The sequence below is a fragment of the Simiduia agarivorans SA1 = DSM 21679 genome (genome assembly GCF_000305785.2).
Classification (GTDB): domain Bacteria; phylum Pseudomonadota; class Gammaproteobacteria; order Pseudomonadales; family Cellvibrionaceae; genus Simiduia; species Simiduia agarivorans.
In genome coordinates, this window is record NC_018868.3 from 693,114 (window position 1) to 708,427 (window position 15,314).

General features: G+C 54.5%; 15 protein-coding genes. 10 read left to right on the top strand and 5 right to left on the bottom strand.

Translation table 11 applies throughout. The features are described from left to right. Nucleotides 1–13: 13 nt before the first annotated feature. On the bottom strand, nucleotides 14–2,299 hold the full coding sequence (gene clpA / locus M5M_RS03100) for an ATP-dependent Clp protease ATP-binding subunit ClpA (RefSeq protein WP_015046009.1): 2,286 nt from the start codon (nucleotides 2,297–2,299) through the stop codon (nucleotides 14–16). A gap of 11 nt (nucleotides 2,300–2,310) precedes the next feature. Next, nucleotides 2,311–2,694: an ATP-dependent Clp protease adapter ClpS gene (clpS, locus tag M5M_RS03105; RefSeq protein WP_015046010.1), complete on the bottom strand. Its 384-nt coding sequence runs from the start codon at nucleotides 2,692–2,694 to the stop codon at nucleotides 2,311–2,313. Between the two features lie 307 nt (nucleotides 2,695–3,001). Here clpS and cspD point away from each other — a divergent pair, with 307 nt between their 5' ends. Continuing rightward, on the top strand, nucleotides 3,002–3,253 hold the full coding sequence (cspD, locus tag M5M_RS03110) for a cold shock domain-containing protein CspD (protein ID WP_015046011.1): 252 nt from the start codon (nucleotides 3,002–3,004) through the stop codon (nucleotides 3,251–3,253). Nucleotides 3,254–3,284: 31 nt separating this feature from the next. Here the strand turns inward: cspD and icd are convergent, their stop codons facing one another. Next, a complete protein-coding gene (gene icd / locus M5M_RS03115) occupies nucleotides 3,285–4,544 on the bottom strand; it encodes an NADP-dependent isocitrate dehydrogenase (RefSeq protein WP_015046012.1) in 1,260 nt (419 codons plus the stop codon). Between the two features lie 125 nt (nucleotides 4,545–4,669). On the opposite strand from icd, the gene M5M_RS03120 reads away from it, so the two are divergent. The 9 genes from M5M_RS03120 (at nucleotide 4,670) to M5M_RS03160 (ending at nucleotide 11,948) form a co-directional block, all read left to right on the top strand. Next, entirely contained in the window at nucleotides 4,670–5,272 is a 603-nt protein-coding gene (locus tag M5M_RS03120; RefSeq protein ID WP_015046013.1) for a pseudouridine synthase, read from the top strand. Further along, nucleotides 5,269–5,721, top strand: a complete 453-nt coding sequence (locus tag M5M_RS03125) for an NUDIX hydrolase (protein WP_015046014.1) — start codon at nucleotides 5,269–5,271, stop codon at nucleotides 5,719–5,721. The genes M5M_RS03120 and M5M_RS03125 overlap by 4 nt, the downstream gene beginning before the upstream one ends. Before the next feature lie 13 nt (nucleotides 5,722–5,734). Then, nucleotides 5,735–6,850, top strand: coding sequence for a tRNA 2-thiouridine(34) synthase MnmA (gene mnmA / locus M5M_RS03130; RefSeq protein WP_420804917.1), 1,116 nt, complete (start codon nucleotides 5,735–5,737; stop codon nucleotides 6,848–6,850). After that, nucleotides 6,843–7,472 (top strand): high frequency lysogenization protein HflD, encoded by a 630-nt coding sequence (hflD, locus tag M5M_RS03135; protein ID WP_015046016.1) that lies wholly within the window; start codon nucleotides 6,843–6,845, stop codon nucleotides 7,470–7,472. Before mnmA ends, hflD begins: the two co-directional genes overlap by 8 nt. Before the next feature lie 66 nt (nucleotides 7,473–7,538). Then, nucleotides 7,539–8,903, top strand: coding sequence for an adenylosuccinate lyase (gene purB / locus M5M_RS03140; RefSeq protein WP_015046017.1), 1,365 nt, complete (start codon nucleotides 7,539–7,541; stop codon nucleotides 8,901–8,903). Nucleotides 8,904–8,952: 49 nt separating this feature from the next. Continuing rightward, a complete protein-coding gene (locus tag M5M_RS03145; protein ID WP_015046018.1) occupies nucleotides 8,953–10,104 on the top strand; it encodes a cupin domain-containing protein in 1,152 nt (383 codons plus the stop codon). A 28-nt stretch (nucleotides 10,105–10,132) separates the two neighbouring features. After that, nucleotides 10,133–10,564 (top strand): GNAT family N-acetyltransferase, encoded by a 432-nt coding sequence (locus M5M_RS03150; protein ID WP_015046019.1) that lies wholly within the window; start codon nucleotides 10,133–10,135, stop codon nucleotides 10,562–10,564. A gap of 11 nt (nucleotides 10,565–10,575) precedes the next feature. Next, nucleotides 10,576–11,121 carry a DUF7931 domain-containing protein gene (locus M5M_RS03155; protein WP_015046020.1) on the top strand — a complete coding sequence of 182 codons (546 nt, stop codon included), beginning with the start codon at nucleotides 10,576–10,578 and terminating at the stop codon, nucleotides 11,119–11,121. Nucleotides 11,122–11,132: 11 nt separating this feature from the next. After that, on the top strand, nucleotides 11,133–11,948 hold the full coding sequence (locus M5M_RS03160; protein WP_015046021.1) for a NolW domain-containing protein: 816 nt from the start codon (nucleotides 11,133–11,135) through the stop codon (nucleotides 11,946–11,948). A 33-nt stretch (nucleotides 11,949–11,981) separates the two neighbouring features. Here the strand turns inward: M5M_RS03160 and M5M_RS03165 are convergent, their stop codons facing one another. Together M5M_RS03165 and M5M_RS03170 are read right to left on the bottom strand one after the other, a co-directional pair. Continuing rightward, nucleotides 11,982–14,156 carry a malate synthase G gene (locus tag M5M_RS03165; RefSeq protein ID WP_015046022.1) on the bottom strand — a complete coding sequence of 725 codons (2,175 nt, stop codon included), beginning with the start codon at nucleotides 14,154–14,156 and terminating at the stop codon, nucleotides 11,982–11,984. A 136-nt stretch (nucleotides 14,157–14,292) separates the two neighbouring features. Further along, nucleotides 14,293–15,243, bottom strand: a complete 951-nt coding sequence (locus M5M_RS03170; RefSeq protein ID WP_015046023.1) for a LysR family transcriptional regulator — start codon at nucleotides 15,241–15,243, stop codon at nucleotides 14,293–14,295. Nucleotides 15,244–15,314 lie beyond the last annotated feature (71 nt).

Consider the following 15,314-nt stretch of genomic DNA (forward strand, 5'->3'; position numbering starts at 1 on the left):
TTTTTTGTTGCGGTCAATCGGTCATAGCTGCCTCTTCGTGCGACTCGGTGGTCACACAGAGCTCGCCATCAATGACATCCACGTGCACGGTGCCGCCGCTGTCTGCCAGCTCACCAAACAACACCATCTCGGCCAAGGGTTTCTTGATCTTTTCCTGAATCACGCGCGCCATCGGCCGGGCACCCATTTTTTCATCGTAACCGTTTTCGGCCAGCCACAGGCGAGCCTCATCGGATACGTGCAGCTGCACGCGTTTGTCATCCAGCTGAACTTGCAACTCAACCAGGAATTTGTCCACCACGGTTTTGATGACTTCGACACCCAGAGAGGCAAATTGGACAATGGCATCAAGGCGGTTTCGGAATTCCGGCGTGAACACCTTGTTTATTTCCTCAAGGCCATCCGTACTGTTGTCTTGCTTGGTGAATCCCATACTGCGCTTGCCCAACACCTGAGCGCCTGCATTGGTGGTCATCACCAGAATAACGTTACGGAAATCTGCCTTGCGACCGTTATTGTCCGTGAGGGTGCCGTGGTCCATCACCTGCAGCAGAAGATTGAATACTTCGGGATGCGCTTTTTCTATTTCATCCAACAGCACCACACTGTGCGGATGCTTGGTTACCGCATCGGTCAGCAAACCGCCCTGATCAAATCCCACGTAGCCGGGTGGCGCACCGATCAAGCGCGACACGGTATGACGTTCCATATATTCGGACATGTCAAAGCGAAGCAATTCAATACCGAGTATTTTGGCTAACTGTCGGCAAATCTCGGTCTTGCCCACGCCGGTAGGTCCTGCCAGCAAAAACGAACCAATTGGCTTGTCGGCTGAACCCAAGCCTGCGCGCGCAAGCTTAATGGCAGTGGCGACGGTGGATACTGCTTTATCCTGTCCGAACACCACCATCTTCAGTTGGTCTTCCAGAGTACGTAGCTGCTCCTTGTCTGATGTGGACACGTTTTTCGCTGGAATACGCGCAATCTTGGCAACCATGGCTTCAATGTCTGGCACGCCAATCTGTTTTTTACGTTTGTGTGCGGGCTGCAGCTGCTGGAACGCACCGGCCTCATCGATCACGTCGATGGCTTTATCGGGCATGAAACGATCATTGATATAACGCCCGGCCAATTCCGCCGCGGCGCGCAATGCGGTGTCGGTGTACTTGAGCCCGTGGTGTTCTTCAAAGCGGCTTTTCAGGCCTTTCAGAATGTAATAAGTGTCTTCGATGCTGGGTTCATTCACGTCGATCTTCTGAAACCGGCGGGACAGCGCGCGGTCTTTGTCAAAAATACCGCGATATTCCTGGAATGTCGTAGAACCAATGCAGCGCATTTCGCCTGACGTCAGCAAAGGCTTCAACAAATTAGACGCATCCATCACGCCACCAGAGGCTGCACCGGCACCAATAATGGTGTGGATTTCGTCGATGAATAAAATGGCGTTTTCCTGCTTGCGCAGATCAGCCAGCAAACCTTTGAAACGTTTCTCGAAATCCCCGCGGTATTTAGTGCCGGCCAACAGGGACCCCAGATCCAGTGAATAAACCACTGAATTAAGCAATATTTCCGGAACTTCACCGTCGACGATTTTTTTCGCCAGGCCTTCGGCGATCGCGGTTTTACCGACGCCGGACTCACCGACTAACAGCGGATTGTTTTTTCTGCGCCGGGCAAGTACCTGGGCAACCCGCTCTACTTCGTCGACCCGGCCGACAAGCGGGTCAATTTTGCCGCTGGCAGCCAACTCATTGAGGTTGGTGGTGAAGTTTTCCAGCGGGCTTTGTTGACTGTTGCCTTCAGCCACCATTTCTTCATCAGCCTGGTCGGGCTGCTGCTCTGCGGCATGACCGGAATGCCCGGATACTTTCGAGATTCCGTGGGTAATGTAGTTAACCACATCGATGCGAGCGATAGATTGCTGTTTCAGGTAGTAAACAGCCTGACTTTCCTGTTCGCTGAAAATCGCTACCAGCACGTTTGCACCAGTCACCTCCTTCTTGCCAGAGGACTGGACGTGAAATACAGCGCGTTGCAATACCCGCTGGAAGCCCAGCGTGGGCTGGGTTTCCCTTTCCGGGTCATTTTCTGGAATCAGCGGCGTGGTGGAATCGACAAATTCGATCAGCTCTTTGCGCAGCCGGCTGAGGTCGGCAGCACAGGCACGCAGGACGTTAGCGGCAGATTCATTGTCGAGCAGAGCCAACAACAAATGCTCTACAGTCATGAACTCATGGCGCTTTGACCGGGCGCTTTTAAACGCCAGGTTCAAGGTAACTTCTAAGTCTTTGCTTAACATCTTTGTAACCTCTAAGCCTCGTCACCTTCACCAGCAGCTTCAATCTCGCACAACAGTGGATGCTGATGCTCTCTGGCGTACTGATTCACCTGCGCTGCCTTTGTTTCAGCGATATCGCGGGTGTATACACCGCATACGCCCTTACCCTGCGTATGGACCTGCAACATAACCTTGACCGCCTTCTCCCTACCCATGCCAAAGAAGGATTCCAGCACCTCCACCACAAAGTCCATCGGGGTGTAGTCATCATTCATCAGTACCACCTTGTACATGGATGGCCGTTTCAGTACAGGTTTGGCCTCCTGAACGGCTAATCCATGGTCATGACCCGGATAATCTTCACCTTCATCATGATTACTACTTAATGTTAGTTGAAGAATTTTGAGATTTCCCATGTACACCGGCCGTTGAACTGAAAGGGTTAAATATGCCGCTCCACTATATACCGGTGGAGCGACCAGTGTCAGTAAGGGCCGCGCCATCCCTTGACAGCGACCGCCCAGTTGGTTAAAAGATGGTAACTTGTGTCAAAAATTAACCGTTTAGTATGCTTGCTGTCCTTCGGTTATGAACCGGAGCCGCCTTATTGATATGGGGCTTGCGACCGCAACTACAAGGTGCCCACTGGCCATCCGACACATCCACGGGCGCGCAATAACGATAAAAAGCGTATATTTTTCAAGGCGATAGAAGGATTTAGCTATGCCGACAGGAACCGTAAAATGGTTTAACAATGCCAAAGGCTACGGGTTCATCCTGCCCGACGGCGGCGGCGACGATCTGTTTGCGCACTACTCAGCCATCGAGATGGAGGGGTATCGCACGCTGAAAGCCGGACAACAGGTCTGCTTCGATATCGTAGAAGGTGATAAAGGGCTGCATGCGACCAACATTCAGGCAGCGTCAAGCAATGTTGCCTCATCGCCTGCCGAGCTGAAGGTCGTTGCGAACTAAAAAAGCCCCTTTCGGGGCTTGATTCAATCGTTTAGCCGTTAATTTTTGCCACGATCGCATCACCGAACTCGGAGCACGACAGCAGTTTGGCATCGGTCATCAGCCGTTCGAAATCGTAGGTGACCGTTTTATCTGCGATAGCACCCTCCACCCCACTGATAATCAGGTCGGCAGCCTCGTTCCATCCCATGTGCCGCAGCATCATTTCCGCTGACAGAATCAACGAACCCGGGTTCACCTTGTCCTGACCGGCGTATTTAGGTGCAGTACCGTGAGTCGCTTCAAACAGCGCAACCGCATCGGAGTTGTTGGCACCCGGGGCAATGCCGATACCCCCGACCTGCGCCGCCAGCGCATCTGATAAATAGTCGCCATTCAGATTGAGTGTGGCAATAACGCTGTATTCATCCGGCCGCAGCAGGATTTGCTGAAGCATGGCATCGGCGATGACATCCTTAACGAGAATCTCTTTGCCGGTACGTGGGTTTTGAAAGCTGTGCCAGGGGCCGCCATCCAGAGCTTTGGCGCCGAATTCATCCCGGGCAATTTCATAACCCCAATCGCAGAAGGCACCCTCAGTAAACTTCATGATGTTGCCTTTATGTACCAGGGTCACTGACGGCAGGTCCTGATCCACGGCATATTGCAATGCCTTGCGCACTAGACGCTTGGTGCCCTCGGCTGACACGGGCTTAATACCGATGCCCACGTGGTCCGGGAACCGGATCTTGGTAACGCCCATTTCCTTTTGGAGGAAATCCACCACTTTCTTGGCTTCGGGACTATCGGCTTTCCATTCAATGCCGGCGTAGATATCTTCGGAGTTCTCCCGGAAGATGACCATGTTAACCTTGCCGGGTTCTTTTACAGGCGATGGCACACCTTTGAACCAGCGCACCGGACGTTGGCACACGTAAAGATCCATTTCCTGCCGCAGCGCCACGTTCAATGAACGGAAGCCACCCCCTACTGGTGTGGTTAACGGACCTTTAATGCCAACCACAAACTCCTTGATGGCTTCGAGCGTTTCGGCTGGAAACCAGTCCCCTGCGTACTTTTCGGCGGCCTTTTCACCGCAGTAGACTTCCATCCAGGCGATTTTGCGCTTGCCACCATAGGCTCTCGCCACCGCGGCATCCGTCACTTTTCGCATTACCGGAGTAATATCAACCCCAATGCCGTCACCCTCTATAAAGGTGACTATCGGATTCTCCGGAACAGTGAGGGAAAGGTCTTTATTAACGGTAATTTTTGCGCCATCGGTTGGCACAACGACGTGTTGATACGCCATAAACATCACTCCTTGAGCAAATGTCTGAAGGGAAATTGGCCCAGAGCCAAATTAAAAGCATGATAGCATGCGTGTTCTGACGCATTAGCCTGAAAACGACTTCATAGTCACTATTCATTTCCTCTATGGCCCGATTGATCCTCTTTAACAAACCCTTCCAGGTCCTGTGCCAGTTTTCTGACAAGGAGGGGCGCTCCACGTTAGCCGACTACATAACCACACCCGGGGTCTACCCGGCCGGTCGTCTCGACTACGACTCAGAGGGTTTACTGTTGCTGACCTCCGATGGCCAGCTTCAGCACCGTATCGCGCACCCTTCTCAAAAGCTGCCGAAAACCTATTGGGTGCAGGTAGAGGGCATGGCTGACCAACAGGCGTTACAGCAGCTGCGAACTGGCGTCGAGCTGAAAGACGGCATCACAAAACCTGCGAAAGTGGATATTATCCCGCCGCCCAACATCTGGCCCCGTACGCCACCGGTGAGGTACCGCGCCAACATTGCAGATTGCTGGCTTCAGATCACGCTGACCGAAGGCCGCAACCGGCAGGTGCGAAGGATGACCGCGGCCGTCGGCTTACCTACTCTGCGACTGGTCAGGGCCAGTATCGGACATTGGACTCTGGACGACCTTGCGCCAGGTCAAAGCAAGACCCTGGAAGTCCACCTTCCGAAGACGTCGGGTCGCAGCGCCACTGCACGCCCACAACAAAATCGGAGGCGATCATGACAACTGCCCACTGGCCACCCCACGTCACCGTTGCCACAGTGGTCGAAGACCAAGGCCGATTCCTGTTTGTGTATGAACAAACCGATCAGGGGCCGCGTATCAATCAGCCGGCCGGCCACCTGGAGCCCGGCGAATCACTTACCCAGGCCGCCATTCGGGAAACCTTAGAGGAAACCCGCTGGCGGGTAGAACTTACAGGGTTTCTGGGTGTGTCGACCTACAGTGCAGCCAATGGCGCGCTCTACGTCAGGTCAACCTTTCTCGGCCGCCCGTTGGCGGAAGACACAGCGCTGCAGCTCGATACCGGTATCATCGAGCCGCTCTGGCTGACCCCGGACGAATTACGGACGCGGCAGGCGCAATGGCGCAGCCCCTTGGTCGGCGATGTTATCGATCTGTTCCTGCAGCATGGCGCTGCACCGCTGGAGCTTGGCAGCCTGCACAGGTAAAATCCCCGACCCTTTGACCAAGAACACCGTGGCTATGTCCAAACAGAAAGTCGTGGTCGGCATGTCCGGCGGCGTTGATTCCTCCGTATCCGCTCTACTCCTTTTGCAGCAAGGTTACGCTGTTGAAGGGTTGTTCATGAAAAACTGGGACGAGGATGACGGCACTGAGTACTGCACCGCCAAGGAAGATCTGGCCGACGCGCAAGCCGTGTGTGATAAGTTGGGCATTATCCTGCACACCGCCAATTTCGCGGCGGAATACTGGGACAATGTTTTCGAGCATTTTTTAGCGGAGTACCGCGCCGGGCGGACGCCCAACCCCGACATCCTGTGTAACCGGGAAATCAAGTTCAAAGTCTTTTTACACTACGCCGAATTGCTGGGTGCCGACTTTATCGCCACCGGCCACTATGTGCGCCGCCTGGAAAAAAATGGTCATACCTGGTTACAAAAGGGCCTGGACAACAACAAAGACCAGAGCTATTTCCTCAACGCCGTAGGCGAAGCAGAAATCGCCAAAACCCTGTTCCCTGTTGGTGAACTGGAAAAGCCTGAAGTCAGACGGCTGGCGGAAGAGCACGACCTGATCACTCACAACAAAAAAGACTCTACCGGCATCTGCTTTATCGGCGAGCGGCGGTTCAAAGATTTCCTGGAACAATACCTGCCGGCACAACCCGGTGAAATGGTTACTTTGGAAGGCCACACCATCGGGCAACATCAGGGCCTGATGTACTACACCCTGGGCCAGCGTCAGGGGCTGGGCATCGGGGGGGTAAAAGGCTACCCGGAAGAGCCCTGGTTTGTGGTGGCCAAAGATCTGGACGCGAACCGGCTGATAGTGACTCAGGGCACGGATCACACCGCCCTGTATACCGATGCCTTGACCGCAAGCCAGGCCAACTGGATCTCCGGCATGCCCACGCTGCCCATGAGCTGCAAAGCCAAAACCCGTTACCGCCAGCCCGATCAGGGTTGCCGGGTGGAACTGACCCCGGACGGTTTGCTGCAGGTGGTGTTTGACCAACCCCAACGAGCAGTGACGCCGGGGCAATACGTGGTGTTTTATCAAGGTGATGTTTGTCTCGGCGGCGCCGTTATCGAAAGGAGTTTTAATCTCAATGTCTGATCTGAACCGGATCGATTTTCAGGCTATCGCGTTGGCAGCCCTGTTTGAAGCAGCCCTGCAGGTGGAAAAGCTGGCCACCCAAGGCAGTCGGGACAAGGCCGTGTACACCAATCTGATCGACAGCCTGTTTGTACAAAACCCCAGACAACCCGGCGATATTTACGTCCAACCTTTGCCCGACGGTCTGGCGACGCTGGATGACTTTCTGGCCCGGGGCAAACGCCCCGGCAGCCATGTGGATCGCTATGTCCACGGACTGCTGTATCTGCAGAAAAAACTGGCCAAATCGCCGGGCATGCTGGAGACCATTGGCGCAAGGCTGGCCCAGGCTCAGCATCAGAAAGAGCACTTTGGCAGCGAACACGATAACCTGGCCGCTAATCTGGCAGGCATCTACAGCGACACACTCAGCACATTCACCTTCCGAATTCAGGTGATGGGAGAAATGACCTATCTCCAGCAGACCCGTATCGCCAACCAAATCCGCGCGTTATTACTGGCCGGCATCCGGGCGGCCACCTTCTGGCGCCAGATGGGGGGCAATCGCTGGCAGCTGCTGTGGACCCGCAAGAAACTGCAGGCATCTACGCAAAAGCTGCTGCAACAGGCCCGTAACGGCTGATTTTGGCGGGAATTTCCGGTAATATTCCCGCCCCTGATTTTTACCTTCAACACCTCTGGAGTCCCCATGGAACTGTCTGCGCTGACGGCGGTATCGCCCATTGATGGCCGTTACGGTAGCAAAACCTCAGATTATCGTTCAATTTTCAGTGAATTCGGCCTGATCAAATGCCGGGTTGAAGTGGAAATTCGTTGGCTGCAAAAACTCGCCGCCCATCCCGGCATCCCGGAGGTCAGCCCGTTCTCAGCATCCACCCAAACGTTGCTGAACGATATTGTGGCCAATTTCTCCGAAGCAGATGCAGCCCGGGTAAAGGCGATTGAGTCCACCACCAACCACGACGTCAAAGCGGTTGAGTATTTTATCAAGGAATCTTTCGGCACCAACGAAGAGCTGGCGGAAATCAAAGAGTTTGTACACTTTGCCTGTACCTCAGAAGACATTAACAACCTGTCTCACGGTCTGATGTTGGCCCGTGGTCGCGACGTGTTGTTGGCACAGATGCGCTCGGTAGAGGCCGCCATCGCCAAAATGGCACACGAATTCGCCGCCGACCCGATGCTTTCGCGCACGCATGGTCAGACCGCATCGCCCACGACCGTTGGCAAGGAAATGGCGAACGTGGCCGCACGGCTGCGTCGCCAGATCAGCCAGATCGAAAAAGTCGAGCTGCTCGGTAAAATCAACGGCGCCGTTGGTAACTACAATGCCCACTTGTCGGCCTACCCTGATGTTGACTGGGCTAAAAATGCGGAAGAATTCGTTGAAAGTCTGGGCCTGACGTTCAACCCCTACACAACCCAGATCGAGCCGCACGATTACATTGCCGAATTGTTCGACGCCATCGCCCGCTTCAATACCATCATCATCGATTTCGATCGCGATGTGTGGGGTTACATTTCGCTGGGTTACTTCAAACAAAAAACGATCGCCGGCGAAGTGGGTTCGTCCACCATGCCGCACAAAGTCAATCCCATTGATTTTGAAAACTCCGAGGGTAACCTGGGCATTGCCAACGCGGTGTTCAATCACCTGTCTGCCAAACTCCCGGTGTCCCGCTGGCAGCGCGACCTCACGGATTCCACTGTGCTGCGCAACATGGGCGTTGGTTTTGGCTACTGTGCCATTGCGTTTGCATCGACACTGAAAGGCATCAGCAAGCTGGAAATCAATCGCGCCCGCTTGAACGAAGACCTGGAAAACGCCTGGGAAGTATTGGCCGAGCCCATCCAGACTATCATGCGCCGCTATGACGTGCCGGAGCCTTACGAGAAGCTGAAAGCACTGACCCGCGGCCAGACCATCAGCAAACAGGTGATTCTGGATTTTGTCGAAACCCTCGACATACCCGAAGAAGCCAAAGCTGCCATGCGGGCGCTTACACCTCAAAACTATATCGGCAATGCAGATGCGCAGGCAAAAGCGCTCTGATCCACCACCCAACGGCAGCAATCGCTGCCGTTTTTATTGATGCAGCCCTATGAAACTTACCCGCCTCGGCCATTTATCCCTCGACCAATTTTTTGCTGAATACTGGCAGAAGAAACCCCTGCTCATCCGACAGGCACTGCCAGATTGGCAATCGCCCCTGTCGCCCGATGAACTCGCGGGCCTCGCCATGGAACCCGAGGTGGAATCGCGCATTGTCCTTGAGCAACACAACGCCAAACCCTGGCAGCTCAGGCACGGCCCCTTTACCGAATCCGATTTTCAAACGCTGCCGGAAAACGGTTGGACCCTGTTGGTTCAGGCAGTGGATCATTGGGTCCCGGAAGTCACCGCGCTGCTGGACCAATTCCGCTTCATTCCCAACTGGCGACTGGACGACATTATGGTCAGCTACGCGCCCGACGGCGCCAGTGTCGGGCCCCATTTCGACCAGTATGATGTATTCCTTATTCAGGGCACTGGCACGCGTCGTTGGCACCTGGGCCAGCATTGCGACGAGCAGACCGAGCGCCTGGCGGACACACCATTGAATATCCTCGCTGATTTTAAAACGGCCGAAACCTACGATCTGGAGCCAGGTGATCTGCTCTATGTGCCACCCGGGGTTGCCCATTGGGGCATCGCCATCGGCGAGGCCATGACCTATTCAGTGGGTTTCCGTGCGCCCAGCGCGCGCGAGCTGCTTGACGATTATGTCGCAGAGATTTGCACCCGGCTGACCGAAGACCAGCGCTTTACCGATGCGGCACAACCTTCCGAACGCGCAGGCCACATCGACGCCGTCACGCTGGCGCGGGTGCGCCAGTTGATGCTTGAGGCCTTTGAGCAACCAGAGATGCTCGGCCGCTGGTTTGGTCAATACATGACCGCAAAAAAGTATGCCCTGGATGAGGAGCCTGGCCTGAGGGAACCCTCTGACGACGAGCTGGAGGAGGCGGCACTGGTTCTGTCTACCGGGCCGGTCCTATACCAGGCGCCAGACAGCCGGTTTGCTTATATCGACGGCGCGCTCTTCGTTAACGGCGAGCAATTTGATTGCCCAATGGGTCTGGCCAGTGCCTTGTGCGACAACCTGGAAATCGCCCACTGGGCGGAACAGGTCACAAACGAGCAGCAACACCGGTTGGTCGCCCGTCTGGTTGCGCTAGAATGGTTGTGGACCGAAGACCCGCGCCAGCCCTAGGCGCGCTCAAAACCGAAAGGAACATCCGGTGGCAGCGATACTGAGAGCGAGCCTGCTCAACCAAACAGAATTCGAACGCCTGTCTCAACCCCTGCGCCACGCCGTTTTTGTGCAGGAACAAGGGATCGACGCCGCGATCGAATCCGACGGTAAAGACGCCGAGTGCCGTCACTACGGGCTCTGGTACAACGAACGGTTTGTCGCAACGGCGCGCGTAAGCACCGGTGGTAAGCTCGGTCGCATGGCAGTTGAACGCACTTTTCGCCGCCAGGGGCTGGGTGCCGCGCTGGTGAGGCAGATTATCGAACTGGAAAAGTCGTCGGGCACGCCCGTGATTTATCTTCACGCTCAGGCCGGCGCCATTGAGTTTTATCGGACGCTGGGGTTTACTGACAAAGGCGAACGGTTCATCGAAGCAGGCATCGAACATCAGGCAATGAAAATCGTACTCAATCATTGAGGCCATCAGGCATGGTTAACACCGAAGAATTTAATATTGAAGGTATAACGCCCAGCCAGACCAGTGAGAGCTTATTCCTGACCGAAGATGTCAACGGGCTCATCAGTCTTTCCAGCGCATTGGTTCAAAACGCCAGCAGGCACGTCGCTATCTACAGCCCGGAGCTGGACATCAATCTGTTTGCCAATACCGCCATCGTCGATGCCTGTTCGGCGTTTGCGCGCAGCGATCGAAACGCTACACTGCGTATCCTCGTCAATAACAGCCGCCCCCTATTGGAAATCAGCCACCCGCTCATTCGGCTGCAACAACGCTTGTCCGACAAAATTCAATTGCGCTGTCTGCCAAAGGATTTTGACCCGGAAAACATACACCACCTCAACAGAACCTTTATTGTCGCCGATGACGTCGGATTAATGGTTCAGCATTCGCCAGAAAGTTGGCGAGGATTCGTCAATTTTGACGAGAAACCCAAAGCAAAAGAGTTTGAACAACACTTTTCTTTGTTATGGCGCCACAGCGAAGCGATCATTGAGCTGCAGCGCTTAGGGCTATGAGGGTGCATACAATGAAAGGTTTGATACTCGGGCTACTACTGGCTTTGATGTCCACCCCACTGGTCGTCCCATCGAGTTATGGCGCAGATGGCCAGATTATCTATACGGTCCCCATCCGCCATCGCAGCGCAGAATCGGTTGCCGCCAGCGTCGCCCCGCTGGTAGACCAAGGAGGTCACCTTTCGGTCACGGGCAATAAGCTGATCATTAAAACCAGCCGCCAGAATTTTGAGCAGCTATCACTGTTGATTGACGAATTGGATACACCGGTCAAACAACTGTTGATCAGCGTAAAAACGCTCAGCGCGGGCAATCAATCCAGTGGTGGTCTGAGCACACACGGCAATATTACCCGGGGCACTATCACGCCTGATGGCAAGCCAGTGCAAAAACCCGCAGGCTCGGTGACCGTCACCCGCTCCACCGGCTGGGGGTCCGGCGAAAGCAACTATCAGCTTAGGGCCGAGGAAGGTCAGCGGGTCTACATTCAAACCGGGCAGGAAATTCCGGTTCAAACCCGATACGGCGTTGTCGGCGGTGTCGCTACCTCCGATCACTACCAACCGGTCATGAGCGGTTTTGGCGTTACGGCCCGACTGCAGGGCGATCGGGTAGTACTGCAATTGGATCAACAAGCCAAGCAGCTGGAAGGTCGATATATCGATTCACAATTGATGAGCACGCAACTCACGGGCCAGCGAGGCGAATGGATTCAGGTGGGCGGCGTTACAGAGCAGGACAGCAGCAGAAGCCGCGGCATCGTTGACCGACACAGCACCAGCAGCAAAAGCGACAAACAAATCTTTATAAAGGTCGAGGCATTCTGAAAAAAGCCCCGCGATGCGGGGCTTTTTTTTACGTTAGTGAGCTGCTTTAAATTGTTTCCGGTAGCTGTGCAACAGTGGCTCGGTGTAACCATTGGGCTGGGCTTTGCCCTCCAATACCAGGGCGAGCGCCGCTTTGTAAGCAATGCTCTTTTCCAGCTTATCTGCCATGGTGATGTAGGCAGGATCGCCCGCGTTCTGCCGATCAACGACGCCGGCCATACGCTCAAACGTTGCTTTAACCTGCGCTTCACTACAAATGCCATGATGCAGCCAGTTGGCAATATGCTGACTGGAAATTCGCAACGTTGCACGATCCTCCATCAACCCGATGTTATTGATATCTGGCACCTTGGAACAACCGACGCCCTGGTCAATCCAGCGCACCACGTAACCAAGGATCCCCTGCACATTGTTGTCCAACTCGCGCTGCACCTGAGCATCCGTCAGTTTAACGCCGTCAGCCATCACGGGAACCGTCAGAATGGCATCCAGGGATGCAGGCGTGCGCTTCAGGATTTCCAGCTGTCGATCCCGGACATTGATCTGATGGTAATGGGTGGAGTGTAACGTGGCACCGTTTGGCGAAGGCACCCAGGCAGTATTCGCACCGGATTTAGGGTGACCGGATTTTTGCGCCAACATGGCAGCCATTTCGTCCGGCATTGCCCACATGCCCTTACCAATCTGCGCCTTGCCGGCCAGCCCACAAGCAAGACCGATATCCACGTTCGCATCTTCATAGGCATTAATCCAGGCCTGCTGCTTCATTTCACTTTTTGGAACAAAAGGGCCTGCCAGCATGCTGGTGTGAATTTCGTCACCGGTGCGATCGAGGAAACCAGTGTTAATAAATACCACGCGATCCTTTGCCACCTGAATACACTTTTTCAGGTTGACCGTTGTACGCCGCTCTTCATCCATGATGCCGACCTTCAATGTCAGTGCCGGTAAGGCAAGCGCTGATTCGATTGCGGCAAATAGATCACAGGTAAACGCAACTTCTTCGGGGCCGTGCATTTTTGGTTTTACAATGTACACACTGCCAGTGCGCGAGTTACTGATCGGCGCCGTATTAAGCAAATCATGTTTAGCCGCCAATACAGTGACCATACCATCCAGAATGCCTTCCGGGATTTCATTGCCATTGGCATCCAACACAGCGTCAGTAGTCATCAGATGCCCGACGTTACGCACAAACAGCAAGCTGCGGCCATGCAAGCTCAGCTCACCACCTTTTGCTGCAGTGTAAATGCGATCCGGGTTCAGCTGACGGGTAACGGTTTGACTGCCCTTCTGGAATGTTTCCTGCAAATTGCCTTTCATCAGGCCGAGCCAATTGGCATAGACCTCTACCTTATCTTCCGCATCGACCGCCGCCACCGAATCCTCGCAATCCATAATGGTGGTAATGGCCGCTTCTACCAACAGGTCCTTAACACCGGCCTTGTCGGTCTTGCCAATCGGAGAGTTGGGGTCAATCTGGATTTCAATGTGAAGCGCGTTGTTTTTGAGCAATATGGCATCCGGGCTTGATTCAGCGCCGCGGTAGCCAACAAATTTTTCCGGCTGCGCCAAGCCCACTTCGGTCCCGCTCTCCAGTAAAACCCGGAGCTCTCCAAAGCTAACTTTATAGGCCGTCGCCTCCGCATGACTGCCGGCAGCCAAAGGGGCAGCCTGATCAAGGTGGGCGCGCGCAAAGGCAATAACCTTAGCACCGCGCGCGGGGTTGTAGCCCCCGGCCCTCTCAGCGCCGCCCTCTTCACTGATCGCATCGGTGCCATAGAGCGCATCGTACAGGCTCCCCCAACGGGCATTCGCTGCATTCAATGCGAAACGCGCATTCTTAACGGGTACCACTAATTGAGGGCCTGCCTGAAGCGCGATCTCGTCATCCACATTGGTGGTAGTAATGGCAAAGTCTTCCGGCTCGGCTTCGAGATAACCTATATCAGTTAAAAACCGCTTGTAGGCGCCCATATCGCGAATGGCACCGGGATTGTCCAGATGCCATTGGTCAATCTTGGCCTGCAAGTCGTCGCGCTTTGCCAGCAATGCCTGGTTACGGGGCGCAAAAGACTTCAGGATACCGGCCAAAGAATCCCAGAATGCAGCGGGCTCAACACCCGTGCCCGGCGCGATTTCATCTGCAACCAAGCGGTACAATGACTCTGCGATTTGCAATCCACTGTGTTCAACTCTCTTGGCCATACCCTTTCCTCAACCTGGTATAAAAATCATTCAAGCCAACAATGGCGTATTCGCCAACTGCCTTTTTGCTGAATAGTCATTCTATTGGGAAATGCTTAATTTATGTAATTAATAGTCATAATTACCGGTATATTTTTCATGAATCCCACTTATCCGGGTTTTGGGCCACATCAGCGATCAGTCGACGCATCCACTGGTGGGCGGCATTGTTCTGCAGAAGCGGGCTCCATGCCATCTTCAACTCGAACTGAGGCACCTGGAATGGCGGCTCGGCAATGACCACCCTGGGATTGTTTGCGTGCAATTTGGCCGCCTTCGATGGAATGGTCACGATCAGATCCTTCTGTTCGGCCAGCAACATGGCGGCTTGATAATGACGGGTAAACACACTGATCCGGCGTTTTTTGCCCTGCTTTGCCAGCGCCTCGTCAACCCAGCCGAGTCGCTGCACATCGCGCGGATTCACGCCAACCCCCACGCCCATGCCGGTTTTGCTCACCCAGACATGCTGAGCCTGCAGATAAGGCTCCAATGAAAAGCGGTCTTTAATGGGGTTATCGGCACTGAACATGCAAGAAAACCCGTCCTTCCAGAGTGTTGTCTGGTGAAATGACTGGGGCATGGAATCGAACCGGTTGATGACCATATCCACCTTGCCCTGCTCCACGTCGAGAAAGCTCACGTCACTTGGCGTCATAATATCTAGGGTGACGCCCGGTGCCTCCCGTCGCAGGCGCGTCAGCACATGGGGAAACAACACCGCCTCTGCATAGTCACTCGCCATGATGCGAAAAACCCGGTCCGAGGCTGCGGGATCGAAGTCACTTTGAGGTTGAACCGCCTTTTCGACATTTGCCAGCACATCGCGAATCACCGGCTGTAACCCCAAGGCCCGCTCGGTTGGTGTCATGCCTTCACTGGTGCGCACTAACAAGGGATCCTCAAACAGGTCCCGCAGACGCCTCAGGCCATTACTCATGGCGGGCTGGCTCAGGCCAAGGTGGCTGGCCGCCTTAGTAACATTACGCTCGCGCAACAAAACATCCAGATATACCAGTAAGTTCAGGTCAATTCGGTTAATATTCACGGAGCTCCCCCTCGTTCTGTTTTATTACCGCGCCACCATCCGGCACCACATCAAAGACCCCAATGACTGAC

Coding starts and splice junctions, on each gene's coding strand:
- clpA (WP_015046009.1), bottom strand. CDS start 2,299: ATGTTAAGCAAAGACTTAGAAGTTACCTTGAACCTGGCGTTTAAAAGC.
- clpS (WP_015046010.1), bottom strand. CDS start 2,694: ATGGGAAATCTCAAAATTCTTCAACTAACATTAAGTAGTAATCATGAT.
- cspD (WP_015046011.1), top strand. CDS start 3,002: ATGCCGACAGGAACCGTAAAATGGTTTAACAATGCCAAAGGCTACGGG.
- icd (WP_015046012.1), bottom strand. CDS start 4,544: ATGGCGTATCAACACGTCGTTGTGCCAACCGATGGCGCAAAAATTACC.
- M5M_RS03120 (WP_015046013.1), top strand. CDS start 4,670: ATGGCCCGATTGATCCTCTTTAACAAACCCTTCCAGGTCCTGTGCCAG.
- M5M_RS03125 (WP_015046014.1), top strand. CDS start 5,269: ATGACAACTGCCCACTGGCCACCCCACGTCACCGTTGCCACAGTGGTC.
- hflD (WP_015046016.1), top strand. CDS start 6,843: ATGTCTGATCTGAACCGGATCGATTTTCAGGCTATCGCGTTGGCAGCC.
- purB (WP_015046017.1), top strand. CDS start 7,539: ATGGAACTGTCTGCGCTGACGGCGGTATCGCCCATTGATGGCCGTTAC.
- M5M_RS03145 (WP_015046018.1), top strand. CDS start 8,953: ATGAAACTTACCCGCCTCGGCCATTTATCCCTCGACCAATTTTTTGCT.
- M5M_RS03155 (WP_015046020.1), top strand. CDS start 10,576: ATGGTTAACACCGAAGAATTTAATATTGAAGGTATAACGCCCAGCCAG.
- M5M_RS03160 (WP_015046021.1), top strand. CDS start 11,133: ATGAAAGGTTTGATACTCGGGCTACTACTGGCTTTGATGTCCACCCCA.
- M5M_RS03165 (WP_015046022.1), bottom strand. CDS start 14,156: ATGGCCAAGAGAGTTGAACACAGTGGATTGCAAATCGCAGAGTCATTG.